The organism is Flavobacterium sp. (assembly GCF_047602195.1).
Lineage (GTDB): Bacteria > Bacteroidota > Bacteroidia > Flavobacteriales > Flavobacteriaceae > Flavobacterium.
The window spans coordinates 2,585,505-2,598,694 of sequence record NZ_JASGHW010000004.1 but is presented as its reverse complement, the minus strand read 5'-3'; the positions used below and the strand labels follow the sequence as shown (position 1 = coordinate 2,598,694).

Here is a 13,190-nt window from a genome sequence, read left to right as displayed (position 1 = left end):
TGAAATTTTAATTTAGAGCAGGTTCTATGCATATCAGCTAACGTTATGCCGCTTCACGATGTTGCCGATCAAAGCGGACTGAGTTCTCTCTGCCGAAGATAATGTTTCTTCGTGAAACTGAAACTTCCGGCTACTGAAATCTCGGCAATATCTTGAAACGGCTGTTGGCTGCAGTATTGTTACGAAACGATATACAATAGTTTGCGTTTAAATCTATTTAGTAATTCAATTTCTTTTCCTGAGTTTAAAATTTCTAAATATTTTTTGTATTCCTCAATAACGCAATTATGGAAATTCGTTCGATTAATTTCAAAACCTTGTTTTTTATTTTTGACATCGATCCATTCAATCACTAAATCTTTCTTTTTTACATTTATTAGTGAACTTTTTTTGGTCATTGCTTGGTGAACGAGCCCGCTTCTTATGATGCCTAAAAAAATTCCTGCATCTTTAGCATTTTCAAATAACTGATTTAACTTTTCGTTTCTTGAAAAGAAATTAAAAAATGATTGGTTACTTAGTTTGATTTCATCTTCTCCTTCATAAAACTGTTCAATAGTTTCTATAAGAATACAGTCGATAGTTGTTACCAAAAAGCCACAGTTGTATTTAATCTTTAAATCTTTATGGTTTATTAGAATATCAAGTTGATCAAAATATCTTCGGTTAAATCTATCCTCAAAATATTTGATTGCCATTTTCCAATTTTCATCTTCAAAATTGCTTGAGTCAAGACTCAAAATTTGATTCCTATTCATAATGGATTTAAAATGCTTCTTTTTTAATCGTTGCATTTCCACCATATAGTTTGATTAAATGAAGTAAAGCATTTTCCATTCTCTTTTTGTAACCCGACTCAATGAACTCACTGCTCATAGTTATTTCTACACTATCGTTTTTACCGTAATAAAAGTAAACTGAAGACCAGCCTTCTTTGTCGTCATTGTCCCAACGTTCTTTTTTGATTTGAATTTTTTTAATATCCTTAATTTGAATTTTGTATAACGATTTGTAAGTTTTTATAATTAAGAATTCATTTTCAAAGTTTAAATCAAACTCGTTACTATATTCATTTACCCGTTTAAACTCATTATATTTTTCAACAATCCATTCCTTAGATTCAGTTTTTGATTGGGCGAAAGATAAACTTGAAAAAAATATGATTAGAAGTAACAACTTATGTTTCATTTGGATTGTGTTATGTTCATTAATATTGCAGCCAACGTTTCGCCTGTTTGAGAAGTTGCGGAAATAGGAGCAGAGTATTCTCCGGCGAGACAAGACGAATTTATGAAAAAGAATATTCAATTACCACAAAACCCGCAATTTCTTAAACAGGCTGTTAGCAGAAGCCCGATATAATTAGATTTTAGAAGTGAGCTTTTGCAGTTCGTCAATTACGCGCTTTCCTTTAAGATTGTTGTTATAATTAAAATTAATATTGATATTTTTTTTCCCTTCATAAATATCAGATTCCTCAAGTTCAAATTGATCAAGCGAAAAATTGATTGTTTCATTTTTTAGGTATACTGTAAATTCAAAAATGTTTGTTCTTTCAGTTACATATGGTATAATTTGCTCCTTGCCGTTTATATTTTGGATAAATTCGAAGTCTTTATATTTTTCGGTTTTTATAACATCAAAATTCGTTATTAAAGTTTGCCAAAATTCTGATGCATCTAGTTCTATGATTTTGGAAGACTCGTTGAAAGTTAATCTTTGGATTTTCGATTTGCCATTTTCTTTCCAAAGAATATAAAAATAATGATTTGAATCACTTTTTTCATTCCACCTTTGATAAACGCATATTGAATCAATACCTTTCGAAACTAATTTATTTGCAGCATTGTTTATATCTTTCGAAATAAGTAAACTCTACGTTTTGGGAGTTTACGTTACTAGCGAACAAAAGGAAAAGGAAAAGTAAAATTAATTTGAATTTCATATGCTCTTTGTATTGATGGTTCCTCAAGGGTTTCTGCTAACGTTAGGCCGCTTCACGACGTTGCCGATCAAAGCGAACTGAGTTCTCTCTGCCAAGATAGAACTTTCTTCGTGAAAAACGAAAGTTCAACTTACCGAAATCTCGGCAATGGCTTGAAACGGCGGTTGGCCGAAGTTCCTTGACTAATAAGGAATATTTCTAATAACTTTTCCCTCGGAATTTTTTATATTAAATTCTTCTGTAGTCAATTTTTCAATTTTATATTTCCATTTTGAATTTTGATATTCAATAGTAATTTCTCGATTTACTGTATCCAAAAAATATTTAGATTTAATTGTTTCACTAAGTTCCGGAGAATTCATTTGAGTGATTACTTCTCCATTTATTTTATAAGTTGTCTTCTCAGAAATCGGATTGTTTTGATCATTTGTGACATCTCTTAATTTCCAACTATGATTTGTCAATTCTTTATATTGAAGATTATTCTCTCTCACATGATATAAGTATGAAAATCAATATTATGAGCGAAAATATTTTTGAAACTTGATTCATGTTACGATTTCGTTTTTGGAATTTCGGCCAACTATCTTATCCCCGCAAACACCCAACCCATATTTTCCCAAACTAGACGGATAAGCGAAGATTCATGTCATTAATTTATTAGTACAATTATACTAAAAATTATGCTGCGACAGGGTATTTTCATGGGTTTGTTCCATCAGGTCAAAAGGATTACGGATTTTTTGAACGGCAACATCGCTGACGTGGGTATAAATCATTGTCGTTTTTGGGCTGTTGTGCCCCAAGAGATTTTGGATGTAGCGCAAATCCGTTCCACTCTCAAGCAAATGGGTGGCAAAACTATGACGCAGGCTGTGCGGGGTAATCCTTTTTTGTATGCCGGCGCGGATGGCGGCCTGTTTTACAACATTTTGTACCGAACGGGGCGAGTAGCATTGCCCATTCGCATTCTCAAAAAGATAGGTTTTTGGTGCATAGACCCGGTAATATTCCCGCATAATGGCCAGTGCTTTTTGGGAAAGCAAAGTATACCGGTCCTTTCGGCCTTTGGCGCTTTTGATATGGATCAGCATCCGGCTGCTGTCAATATCACAAAGTTTGAGTTGCAACGCTTCGCTCAACCGGAAACCACCAGAATAAATCAGGCTCAGTAAGGTTTTGTGTCGCAGATTGTGGGTACAGTCGATGATTCTTTTGACTTCTTCCATGCTCAAGACCACGGGCAGCTTCTTCTCGCGTTTGGGGCGTTCAATTTCACCAAATTCAACGGTAATGTTTCGGTATTCGAAATATTGTTTGATGGCATTGATGGCCTGGTTCTGGTAGGCAATCGATTTTTTGGGTTCCACGATGAATTCGTAATTGAATCGGGAAACAATCATCGGGGTCAATTCGGTACAATTTTTCCGAAGCAGGTACTTGCAAAAGAAAACCACAAGCCCACAATAAGTCATTACGGTAGCATCACTGTAGCGTTTGGTTTCGAGCCATTTTCTAAACCGATTGATGTGTTCCCGGATTTGGTCTGGAAGTTCGATATTGGCCATGTTGTATCGGTTGCCATATTCTTTGCGTTCCAATGCGGCGGCATCGATTTCTGCATGACCGGTTAGCGTATCCATGATGCGTTTTTTGTTCGCTTCGGAATAATCCAGGTACCAGAATAATTTTGTCGGGCTCCAAGTGGCGTGGAGTTCATGTTTGACCAACGGAATAAAATCGCGGTTTTTCTCGAAATGGATGCTGATGATTTCTTTGTGATGGTGTAAAATAAGGTCCAATTTCACCGCAGGTAAGGAAGTGCTCATAGTCGAATGGTTTGGCGTGTACAAACGCTAATGTACAAAAATAAACCATTGGGAATTAGAATTTTATCCAATACTTTGAAGTTGGCGAATTGAAGGCTGCCGCCTTTGGAAATCAAGTCAGATGCGCATCAAACGGTTACTTCCCGATGCAGAAAGTGATAATAAAGTGTTTGCAAAAGTTAGGGGAGAAGTGAAAGCAAAATTGAAACAAATGTAATTTAGCCTTTTGATTGTAACCAATTAAACGATGCTTCAACCTCACTAAGAATCTTTTTTTGTCTGACTCGAGGAGACTTTTTTGGCGGGATTTCAAGCCAACAAATCGACGGCATTTAAATTTATTTTCAGTCCAAATAAAAAGGCCCAAAAAACTTGGGCCTTTGGATTATTTGTATTTTAAATTGATACTTAAGATATCCGCTGACATCTGTGTCGATTTTGCATAATGTCCGTAACGCATTTCCAGCGTATGAAAATGCCTGATACCAAACACACCTTTAACCGGTGAGTATTTCACGCCCATACCCATAAAATTGCTGTTGAAACGCGATAAGTCGTAGTTGCTCGTATAAAATTCCTGCGAACCGTCATGCATGCCATATCCTTCAAAATATTTGACGGCGCTTTGCGTATAATAACGATAGAACGGGCTCACGGAGAAGAACGGAGACAATTTGATCGGCACCTCAAGATCTAAGGTATGTGCAGTCAATTTCCAGTCGTCAGAATAATAGCGATAATACGCCCGGATAATTACATTGTCACCAAGGAAATAGCTTGCCCTTGCTGCCAATGGAATCTTCAACCTCGAATCCGGCAAATTTTCCTGATGTACCGTTCCATCATTGAAGTATACGCGGTGGAACGGCAAACTCAGGTATCCGTTTTGCGTAATCACATCGGCGAGGAACATGATTTGCAGGTTCTGGTTGATGACTTGCGAATAGCTCAATGAAGCGGCAAAAGTATTCCTCGATTCCGTTCCCGTAGGTGAGGTTGGCGTTCGCAGTTCCACAGGCAAAATCATTTTTACCTGGTCGAGATAAGCCTGGAATTTCGCCGTAAACTCGCCGTTCTTGTCCTTCGTCTTTTTGGAGTAGCTCACATTTCCGCCAAACGATTGGTAGTCGAATTCTGTTGAAGAAGACAGCCCTATGCCCAACGTATTTCCTTTTTCCTCATTTTCCCGGGTATAGGTAATTGACGGAAAGAAGCGGTTGTCTGCCGAAGATGCAGATGAATTGGCTTGGAGGTCGATTCTGTCCGAAGATGCGGAGGTGTAGTGGTCCATTCCGACTTCTATGTCGAAGCCGTGCTTGATTCCCGTCTTGCCGTATTTGAGCAATTTTACATCGATGGTGTTGGAAATATCGGTGAGTTCTTCGGTACCAATACCGCCGGTCACGGCCGAATTATTGCCATCTTGTTTGTAATAGCTTGAAACCAGGTTGATTTCGTCTATCTTGAGCTTGGTGCTTTTGTAGTTTGTCGAATCTGCCGGGGTTGATTGGGCCGACAGCCGCAAAATGCCCAGCAAAGCAAATCCTGTGAGGATGATTCTTTTCATTTGTCTGGTTTGTTAGGGGTTAATTACAGCCACAGCCGCCGCCGGTTTTTCCGCCATTGGCACCCGAGGCACCTTCGCGGTAGGTTTGGAAACTGTTTTCTGTTTTCTGGATTTTTCTATTGGATAATACCATTTCGGAATCGTTGAGCTTTCCTTTCTGGTATTCCTTGACGGGTGTGCAGGATGCCAATATTGACAGACTGCCCAGCAGCATTAGAAGTTGAATGTTTGGCTTTTTCATTTTAGGTTAATGTTTTTTGAAGTGTAAATATTGTTTTCATCATCAATGATGATGCAATGCAAGTCAGGGATTTGATTGATTAAAAATAGCCCAGCATTGATGCCCATCACCGCTATCGGGGTGGCCATCGCATCGGCAAATTCGGCATTTTCACTGATGACTGTCACGCTTTTGATGCCCGTGATGGGAAGGCCCGTTTTTGGGTCGATGGTGTGCGAGTACTTCTTGCCGTTGATTTGGATGAATTTTTCATAATTGCCTGAAGTCGCCACCGCTTTATTGGAAATTTCCAAATACGAAAATGCGGCCTGGGGTAAATCTGGGTTTGCGATGCCGATCGTCCATTGCATGCCGTTGGGTTGCAGTCCCCAAGCCGAGAGGTCCCCACTGGCATTAATGATGCCGCTTGCGACACCATTTTTGATCAAGACTTTTTTCGCCATTTCTGCAGCATAGCCTTTGCCGATGCCACCGAATCCGATGCGCATGCCTTTTTCTTTCAGAAAAACAGTAGTGTTTTCTTTATCGAGAAGGATATTTTTGTAATTGATCAGGTGTACCATTTTTTTCGCGGTTTCGGCATCGGGTAATGCCTTCATCGACCGATCAAAGTTCCATAGCGTTTTGTCGATGCTGCCATAGGAAAGGTCGAATGCGCCTTGCGTGATGTTCGATATGGCGATACTGCGCGCAATCAAATCAAAGACTTCAACATCTACCTTAACGGGTTTGATCCCGGCGTTGTCATTGATTGCGTTGGTTTGGCTGTCGGATTTGAAAGTAGTAAGCAATTGCTCAATCCTTCTGATTTCGGCAACGGCAAGATCAATATTTTGATTGGCGTCCGCGTTAGTTTCGGCGACAACCGTAATCGTAAAGTTGTTGCCCATCAACTTGAGGGATTGGGAAAAAGTTTTCACCTTATTTGTGTTTGGCACAGATGGATTGGATTTCGGCTGTCCATTCGGTTACATTTGTTTCTGGTTTACCGCGCCAGGATTTGAGGACCTTACCGTCAGCGTCGAGCAATAAGGTCAGCGGAAACGATCCTTCTTTATTGTACTGTTCGGCCAAAGCTTCGTTGCGTTTGATCAAGTCTGCATTGCCAATGTTCTTTTTCTTGCGCGGAAAATCGGCATTGACGAGTACCAGATTGTCGTTGGCCATTTGGGTGAACGTTTCACTTTCGAGGTATTCCTTTCGCATCAGGATGCAAGGCCCGCACCAGTCCGAACCTGAAAAATTGAGCAAAATCAGCTCGTGCTTTTCCTTTGCGATTTTTTTGGCATTTTCAAAGCTGGGCTCCCATTGTATCGGAAGCGCAAGAACAAAGAGAAGGGCAAACAGTTTCATGGGATTAGGTATTAAATGTTCAAATTAATTAACGAATAAATGTAATCGTTATTTTAGGAAAGATGATGGGAAAATGTAATATGGAATAAATCTAAATCTAAACTTTTTAACAGCGTCAATAATCCGGTCAACAGGATCAGGGACAGGACGATTTTTCGAAATTGCTGTTCGGAAATATAATCCAGTATTTTTTTTCCGGTGTAGGTGCCGATAAGACTGACAACAATCAAAGCCGGAATCAAGCGCAGCACTTCCTGATCCACATAACCATTGAGAAAATAAGAAATGCTCCTGCCTGAATCAATTCCCAAATCGATGATGGCCGATGTTGCTATGAAAGTAGCCTTATCCAGATTGTACGTGGCCAACGTCATGCCGCGTATGGCACCGCCCGTACCCAATAATCCCGCAAGCAATCCTGAAAAAATTCCGCCGCCAATCGCGTTGGTTGTATTGGGCCTGATTTCGAAATGCTTAAAAACAAGAAACGTCAGGCTGAGCACAATCAGGAATATTGATAAGGTGATTTCGAGCAATGCGGTGTCGACAAACCGTGTCAGATAGGCACCTATAACCACAAATACAACGGCAGGTATGCCCACTTTCAGGACAAGCTGTTTGTCAAACCCTTTACGGAAGATTCCAATTTTAATCAAGTTGCTGGACAAATGAAACAAAGCGGTCAATGCCAGCACGGAATGGAAATCCATGAAATAGCCCGCAATCGGCACAAAGAACAGGGACGATCCAAAGCCTCCCACGGTTCCGAGGATTTCCGAAAACAACGCCAGCAACAGGAAAATGAGCACATGTTCCATCATGAAGTTTTATTTAGTGTGGATTGCGAGTACAGGAACCTGCGAATGAAAAGCCATCTGCCGCGACAGGCTAAAAAGGAACAATCGTTCAAAAAAGTTTTTTTCATGGACGGGCATCGCCACAATATCGATCTTGTTGAGTCGTACGAAATCGATGGCAGTATCTTCGATCGATGCGCTGGCCAGTATATAAAAATAAATATCGGATTTGAGGAAATGCTTTTTCCATTTTTTGAGTAAGCTTTCTTCTTCATCGTTGTGTTTGCCTTTGATTTGCAAAACGTCTATGTGGGCTTTGAAAGGTTCTGCCAGTTGTTCGACTTGTTTGAGTGCTGTCGTCTGCAATTTATCGAGTTCGGCCAAGAATAAAAGGTTCTTGACGTTTTGGTATCGTGCTTTCTCGGGGACGGCCAGGACTAATGTTTTGGCGTGGTTCATTACTTTCTCGGTGACTGTGCCTAAAAAAACTTCTTTTACTCCCGAAGCGCCTGTGGTGCCCATTACGATCATGTCGGTTTTTTCTTTCTCGGCAACATCCAGGATTTCGTTTACGGCGTCTCCTTGTTTCAAAATATGACTAACCCTAACACTTTGGCATTGTTCTTTTTCAGCAAGCATACGCAATTTGGGAACTTCACTTTTGTAGTTTTCGAATTGTGCCAGTTCATTGATGTCGTAATTTTCGTAAATGAAATCGTAATAATCGCCATAGGTACCCGCAATGATAGGGTAGACGTGTAGCGTCACGATTTCGGCATTTGTTTTTTTGGTCAGATGCAACGCATAAACAAATGCATTGAGCGAGTTCTTGGAAAAATCGGTTGGAAAAAGAATTTTTTTCATGATTGACAAATTTGTATCACGAAATTAAGACCGATAAGTCTCAGAAACTATGATAATTATCATATGACGATTTTGAACGGCGGCCTAATTTTACCCAAAAAACAATCATGTTACAAATAGCAGTAGAAAACCTCAAGTGTGAAGGATGCGCGAGCAGTATCGAAAAAGCACTGATGCTGATAGACCAAGTTCAAAAAGTCCGCGTAGAATTGGATAAAAATCTGGTCATCGTCACAGGCGATGCCGACCGCAACGAAGTAATAGCCAAACTGACCGATCTGGGTTACCCGGAAAAAGGACAAAATACCTTAAAGTGCAAAGCCAAATCGTATTTAAGTTGCGCGGTGGGGCGCTTAACCTAATGAATAGCAATATGGAGATACCGTTTGAAACGCTGATTAATTCCGAAAAGCCGACTTTGGTGGACTTTTATGCCGATTGGTGCGGGCCTTGTCAAATGTTCGGTCCTATTTTGAAAGAAGTCAAGGATGCGCTCGGCGACCGCGTCACCGTAATAAAGATCAATGTGGATAGCAACATAGAAGTCGCTTCACATTACAGGATAAAGGGCGTTCCCACGATGATGTTGTTCCAAAACGGCAAGCAGCTCTGGCGACAATCGGGCGTATTGTCCAAAACCGAAATCATGCAGGTCATACTCGACAAGACCACATGGCCCGAATTACCCAAATAAACATCAACTTATCATGTCACATTCTTATCAAGTTAAAATAGATTGGATCGAGGGTCGAAAAGGCTTCCTGACGTCCGAGGTGCTCGATTCACACATTCAGGTCGTCACACCGCCTGAATTCCCGAACGGCATCGCCGGGCAATGGTCGCCCGAGCATTTGTTTGTCGCCTCGGTCAACAGTTGTTTCATGACCACTTTCCTGGCCATCGCCGACAATTCAAAACTCGAATTCAGCCGGTTCGAATGCAACGCGGTCGGGACGCTGGATAGGGTAGAAGGAAAATTCCAAATTACGCAAATCGAACTTTTGCCCATACTCGCGATTTTCGATCATGCGTTAAAGGAGAAGGCAATGCGCGTGCTTGAGATGAGCGAGAAAGCCTGTCTGATCTCGAATTCTGTTCTTTCAAAAGTAATTTTGGAACCGACGATTACCGTTGCATTTTTGCCTTGACGATGAGAAGGTCATTCGCACATGCGTGCCAGTTTGTTCCTGTCGGTAATGATGATCTTTTTGCCGCTGAGTTCAATCAGTCCCGATTTGTTGAATTCAGACAACAATCTGATACAGCTTTCAGTGGCCGTACCGATCATGCTCGCAATTTCTTCGCGTGACAATTGCAATTTCAACGATTTGTCGGGATTGAGGCCGAAGGTGTCTTCAAGGTAAATCAAAGTGTAGGCAAGTCGTTCCTTGACGGTCTTTTGTGCCATATTGACCATGATGTCGTCGGCTTCCTTGAGATCGCCGCAAATGGTTTTCATCACGTTCATCGAAAAGCGGTTGTTGTCGTTAAAGAAGCCCAAGATTTCATTTTTCGGGATGAAACAGACCTGCATGTCTTCGAGCGCCACGGCCGAAAGATTGGCCGGTTCGTCACTGATCATCGAACGCTGTCCGAGCAATTCGCCTTTTTTGACCAAATGCACAATCTGGTCGCGGCCATTGGAGCTGAGTTTGGTCATCTTGCAAACACCATCCTTGACGCAAAACACCCCATTGATGTTTTCGCCTTCACTGAAAATCACTTCGCCTTTGCGCACAATCTTGGACGTTTTACAGTTGGCCATTTTTACCAACTCGTCTTTGGTCAACGCTTTAAGGGAGCTGAATTCCCTAACGATACATTGCTCACACTTGCTCATTGTCAAAACGATTATGACAGGACAAATGTAGCAAGTTCACATGATATATATCATATTTCTGACAAATTTATTGCCGCAAATTTGCTCCAGGTAAATGAGCAATTATGGAAAATAGCACCTGTTTTCATTGTGGGCAGGATATGGCGAAGGCGCAAGCGATTTCGTTTCGCGACAAAGTATTCTGCTGCAACGGTTGCAAGACCGTTTTTGAAATTTTCAGCGACAACGGTTTGCATTCTTATTACGAATTGGGCTTGTCGCCTGGGGCGCGTCCGCTGGAGGATCAAAACAAATACGATTTCCTTGCCAACGAAGAAATCGTCTCGCGGTTGCTGCAATTCAACGAAGGAGGTATTCAAATCGTTAATTTAAACATCCCGCACATCCATTGCAGTTCGTGCGTTTGGATTTTGGAAAACCTGCGCAAATTGCACAAGGGAATCACGGCATCGCAGGTTAATTTTAACGAAAAAACAGTACGCATCACTTTCAATTCTTCGGCCGCCAGCCTCAAGGAAATTGTAGAACTCTTGTGTGCCATCGGTTACGAGCCTTATATTTCGTTGGAGCATTTTGACGCGAAAAAAAAGCAGCACGACAGGACATTGACCTACAAGTTGGGTGTGGCTTTTTTTTGTTTCGGAAACATCATGCTTTTGTCCTTTCCCGAATATTTCGAGATGAAGGAATATTGGCTCGACCAATACCGCGGTTTTTTCAGGGCGTTGATTTTTGCGCTTTCGTTGCCCAGTTTCTTGTATTCGGCCAGCGGTTACTATGTGGCGGCGTGGAAAAGCATCAAAGCCAAAATGCTCAACATCGAAATCCCCATAGCTCTGGGCATCATCGTGATGTTTGTGCGCAGTGTGTTCGACATGGCATTGGATTACGGCCCTGGTTTCTTTGACAGCATGACGGGCTTGGTTTTCTTTATGTTGCTCGGAAAGATGTTCCAAGCCAAGACCTATAATTTTCTCAGTTTCGAGCGCGACTTTAAGTCTTATTTTCCTATTGCGGTTACACGGATTTTGCGGGAGACCGAACAAAGTATTCCCATTTATAAAGTCGAACCAGGCGATCGGCTGTTAATCCGCAACCGCGAACTTATACCAGCAGATGGAATCCTAATGTCCGAAATGGCGGCCATCGATTACAGTTTTGTGACAGGTGAATCGCTTCCGGTCCATAAAAAGTCGGGCGATAAAGTGTTTGCCGGTGGCAGGGTGGATGGCAGTGCAATTGAAATCGAAGCCGTACAATCGGTTTCACAAAGTTACCTGACGCAATTGTGGAGTAATGCCGTTTTTGAAAAACGCAAACAGCGCACCAGACCATCTTTGACCGATGTGGTGAGCCAATATTTTACGCCTGCTTTGCTTTTGCTGGCCTTTTGCGGTTTTGGGTATTGGATTTTCTTTGATGCGGATAAAGCTTTTAATGTTTTTACGGCGGTTTTGATCGTAGCCTGTCCGTGCGCGTTGGCGTTGACCGCGCCTTTCACATTGGGAAATGTACTCAGGCTCATGGGAAAAGCCAAACTATACCTGAAAAGCGCGCCGGTAATCGAGCAACTATCTAAAATCGACACCATTATTTTCGACAAGACGGGAACAATTACTTGCAACGCACAATCACGGATTTCCTATGAGGGTAGCCCGTTATCGGACGAGCAAAAAAATTGGATCAAGAACATCGTACGCGGATCGAATCACCCGCTGAGCCGCATGCTTTATAATCATCTTGCTGCAACTGGAACAATAGCGATCACCGAATTTATGGAGACGACCGGCTTAGGGGTTGAAGCAAAAATTGCAGGCCACACCATACGCATCGGATCGGCGCGTTTCGTAGGGAGAGAATTCGCAGAGGCGGCATTACAGACCGCGGTTTATGTCAGCATCGACGGCAACGTTTCGGGCAAGTTCATCTTCCAAAGCCAATACCGCGAAGGACTCGCCGAATTGCTGCACCGATTGCACCCCCGTTACGAAATCAAGATACTTTCGGGCGATAATGAAGGCGAGAAGCACTTGCTCGAAAAATTACTACCGTTTGGAACCGAGCTGGTCTTCAACCAAACACCCGAACAAAAACTCGAATTCATCAAAAGACTGCAATCACAAGGCCGCTGCGTGATGATGGTAGGCGATGGACTCAATGATGCCGGTGCGTTGGCACAAAGCGATGTCGGGATTGCAATCTCCGAAAACGTCAACGTGTTTTCGCCTGCCTGCGACGGCATTCTCGACGCGACGCAATTTCAGGCACTCCAGCGTTTTCTGGCGCTGTCCAAAAAAGCAATGCTGACGATTAAGTTGAGTTTCGCATTGTCGTTGCTGTACAATGCAATAGGTCTTTCGTTTGCATTGTCCGGAAACCTCCTTCCGCTCGTAGCCGCGATCATCATGCCACTCAGCACGATTACCATCATCAGTTTTGTCACGTTGATGAGCAATCATTATGCGCGCAAATTCAAAATAACCGCGCAAATGCCAAAGCATGATAAATATCATGGTTTGCCTCAAACCGCCAATGTAATTTTGGTCCATAATCAAGCAATATGAGTGTCATCTATCTTTTGATTTCCGTTAGCATTGCGGTCGCCATCGGTTTTTTCATCGCCTTCATCAAGGCCGTGAAGTCCGGACAATACGACGACGATTACACCCCATCGGTACGGATGCTTTTTGATGACGAATTGAAACAATCGCCCGACAAACAGTTAAACACTAAACCCAAAAAACAGATTTAATT

16 protein-coding genes are annotated in these 13,190 nt (G+C 42.0%); 5 read left to right on the top strand and 11 right to left on the bottom strand.

Going from position 1 to position 13,190, the window contains the following annotated elements; all coding sequences use genetic code 11:
- Nucleotides 1-179: 179 nt before the first annotated feature.
- The 10 genes from QM717_RS17720 to QM717_RS17675 all read right to left on the bottom strand — a co-directional run bounded on the left by QM717_RS17720 (nt 180) and on the right by QM717_RS17675 (nt 8,596).
- Nucleotides 180-803, bottom strand: a complete 624-nt coding sequence (locus tag QM717_RS17720) for a hypothetical protein (RefSeq protein WP_415039511.1) — start codon at nt 801-803, stop codon at nt 180-182.
- The gene (locus QM717_RS17715; RefSeq protein WP_415039509.1) at nt 766-1,188 is read right to left on the bottom strand and encodes a hypothetical protein; all 423 of its coding nucleotides are present in this window, start codon (nt 1,186-1,188) and stop codon (nt 766-768) included. Before QM717_RS17715 ends, QM717_RS17720 begins: the two co-directional genes overlap by 38 nt.
- A 939-nt stretch (nt 1,189-2,127) precedes the next feature.
- Complete coding sequence (locus QM717_RS17710; protein WP_415039507.1) at nt 2,128-2,439, bottom strand: hypothetical protein; 312 nt, start codon at nt 2,437-2,439, stop codon at nt 2,128-2,130.
- A gap of 180 nt (nt 2,440-2,619) precedes the next feature.
- Nucleotides 2,620-3,774, bottom strand: a complete 1,155-nt coding sequence (xerA, locus tag QM717_RS17705; protein ID WP_415039505.1) for a site-specific tyrosine recombinase/integron integrase — start codon at nt 3,772-3,774, stop codon at nt 2,620-2,622.
- A gap of 385 nt (nt 3,775-4,159) precedes the next feature.
- Nucleotides 4,160-5,341 carry a DUF3570 domain-containing protein gene (locus QM717_RS17700; protein WP_415039504.1) on the bottom strand — a complete coding sequence of 394 codons (1,182 nt, stop codon included), beginning with the start codon at nt 5,339-5,341 and terminating at the stop codon, nt 4,160-4,162.
- 19 nt (nt 5,342-5,360) lie between these two features.
- A complete protein-coding gene (locus tag QM717_RS17695) occupies nt 5,361-5,582 on the bottom strand; it encodes a DUF4266 domain-containing protein (RefSeq protein ID WP_415039503.1) in 222 nt (73 codons plus the stop codon).
- On the bottom strand, nt 5,579-6,472 hold the full coding sequence (locus QM717_RS17690) for an FAD:protein FMN transferase (protein WP_415040166.1): 894 nt from the start codon (nt 6,470-6,472) through the stop codon (nt 5,579-5,581). The genes QM717_RS17695 and QM717_RS17690 overlap by 4 nt, the downstream gene beginning before the upstream one ends.
- Before the next feature lie 31 nt (nt 6,473-6,503).
- On the bottom strand, nt 6,504-6,935 hold the full coding sequence (locus tag QM717_RS17685; protein ID WP_415039501.1) for a thioredoxin family protein: 432 nt from the start codon (nt 6,933-6,935) through the stop codon (nt 6,504-6,506).
- A 53-nt stretch (nt 6,936-6,988) separates the two neighbouring features.
- A complete protein-coding gene (locus QM717_RS17680) occupies nt 6,989-7,756 on the bottom strand; it encodes a sulfite exporter TauE/SafE family protein (RefSeq protein ID WP_415039499.1) in 768 nt (255 codons plus the stop codon).
- A gap of 6 nt (nt 7,757-7,762) precedes the next feature.
- Entirely contained in the window at nt 7,763-8,596 is an 834-nt protein-coding gene (locus QM717_RS17675; RefSeq protein ID WP_415039497.1) for a universal stress protein, read from the bottom strand.
- Between the two features lie 107 nt (nt 8,597-8,703).
- Here QM717_RS17675 and QM717_RS17670 point away from each other — a divergent pair, with 107 nt between their 5' ends.
- From QM717_RS17670 to QM717_RS17660, 3 genes are read left to right on the top strand one after another with little or no spacing between them, the layout of a single operon-like run.
- The gene (locus QM717_RS17670; protein WP_415039495.1) at nt 8,704-8,958 is read left to right on the top strand and encodes a heavy-metal-associated domain-containing protein; all 255 of its coding nucleotides are present in this window, start codon (nt 8,704-8,706) and stop codon (nt 8,956-8,958) included.
- An 11-nt stretch (nt 8,959-8,969) separates the two neighbouring features.
- Entirely contained in the window at nt 8,970-9,290 is a 321-nt protein-coding gene (gene trxA / locus QM717_RS17665) for a thioredoxin (protein ID WP_415039493.1), read from the top strand.
- A 13-nt stretch (nt 9,291-9,303) separates the two neighbouring features.
- Nucleotides 9,304-9,744 (top strand): OsmC family protein, encoded by a 441-nt coding sequence (locus QM717_RS17660; protein WP_415039491.1) that lies wholly within the window; start codon nt 9,304-9,306, stop codon nt 9,742-9,744.
- Nucleotides 9,745-9,755: 11 nt separating this feature from the next.
- Here QM717_RS17660 and QM717_RS17655 read toward each other — a convergent pair whose 3' ends face one another.
- Entirely contained in the window at nt 9,756-10,436 is a 681-nt protein-coding gene (locus QM717_RS17655; protein ID WP_415039489.1) for a Crp/Fnr family transcriptional regulator, read from the bottom strand.
- Between the two features lie 104 nt (nt 10,437-10,540).
- Between QM717_RS17655 and QM717_RS17650 the strand changes: the two genes are divergently transcribed.
- Both QM717_RS17650 and ccoS read left to right on the top strand, forming a co-directional pair.
- The gene (locus tag QM717_RS17650; RefSeq protein WP_415039487.1) at nt 10,541-13,000 is read left to right on the top strand and encodes a heavy metal translocating P-type ATPase; all 2,460 of its coding nucleotides are present in this window, start codon (nt 10,541-10,543) and stop codon (nt 12,998-13,000) included.
- Nucleotides 12,997-13,188, top strand: coding sequence for a cbb3-type cytochrome oxidase assembly protein CcoS (ccoS, locus tag QM717_RS17645; RefSeq protein WP_415039485.1), 192 nt, complete (start codon nt 12,997-12,999; stop codon nt 13,186-13,188). The genes QM717_RS17650 and ccoS overlap by 4 nt, the downstream gene beginning before the upstream one ends.
- Nucleotides 13,189-13,190: the final 2 nt, after the last annotated feature.

What these genes read in the sequence shown, in the direction of transcription:
- QM717_RS17690 (WP_415040166.1), bottom strand. Translation starts at nt 6,472, where the DNA reads ATGGGCAACAACTTTACGATTACGGTTGTCGCCGAAACTAACGCGGAC.
- QM717_RS17670 (WP_415039495.1), top strand. Translation starts at nt 8,704, where the DNA reads ATGTTACAAATAGCAGTAGAAAACCTCAAGTGTGAAGGATGCGCGAGC.
- QM717_RS17695 (WP_415039503.1), bottom strand. Translation starts at nt 5,582, where the DNA reads ATGAAAAAGCCAAACATTCAACTTCTAATGCTGCTGGGCAGTCTGTCA.
- QM717_RS17715 (WP_415039509.1), bottom strand. Translation starts at nt 1,188, where the DNA reads ATGAAACATAAGTTGTTACTTCTAATCATATTTTTTTCAAGTTTATCT.
- QM717_RS17700 (WP_415039504.1), bottom strand. Translation starts at nt 5,341, where the DNA reads ATGAAAAGAATCATCCTCACAGGATTTGCTTTGCTGGGCATTTTGCGG.
- QM717_RS17685 (WP_415039501.1), bottom strand. Translation starts at nt 6,935, where the DNA reads ATGAAACTGTTTGCCCTTCTCTTTGTTCTTGCGCTTCCGATACAATGG.
- trxA (WP_415039493.1), top strand. Translation starts at nt 8,970, where the DNA reads ATGGAGATACCGTTTGAAACGCTGATTAATTCCGAAAAGCCGACTTTG.
- xerA (WP_415039505.1), bottom strand. Translation starts at nt 3,774, where the DNA reads ATGAGCACTTCCTTACCTGCGGTGAAATTGGACCTTATTTTACACCAT.
- ccoS (WP_415039485.1), top strand. Translation starts at nt 12,997, where the DNA reads ATGAGTGTCATCTATCTTTTGATTTCCGTTAGCATTGCGGTCGCCATC.
- QM717_RS17720 (WP_415039511.1), bottom strand. Translation starts at nt 803, where the DNA reads ATGGTGGAAATGCAACGATTAAAAAAGAAGCATTTTAAATCCATTATG.
- QM717_RS17680 (WP_415039499.1), bottom strand. Translation starts at nt 7,756, where the DNA reads ATGATGGAACATGTGCTCATTTTCCTGTTGCTGGCGTTGTTTTCGGAA.
- QM717_RS17660 (WP_415039491.1), top strand. Translation starts at nt 9,304, where the DNA reads ATGTCACATTCTTATCAAGTTAAAATAGATTGGATCGAGGGTCGAAAA.
- QM717_RS17675 (WP_415039497.1), bottom strand. Translation starts at nt 8,596, where the DNA reads ATGAAAAAAATTCTTTTTCCAACCGATTTTTCCAAGAACTCGCTCAAT.
- QM717_RS17655 (WP_415039489.1), bottom strand. Translation starts at nt 10,436, where the DNA reads ATGAGCAAGTGTGAGCAATGTATCGTTAGGGAATTCAGCTCCCTTAAA.
- QM717_RS17650 (WP_415039487.1), top strand. Translation starts at nt 10,541, where the DNA reads ATGGAAAATAGCACCTGTTTTCATTGTGGGCAGGATATGGCGAAGGCG.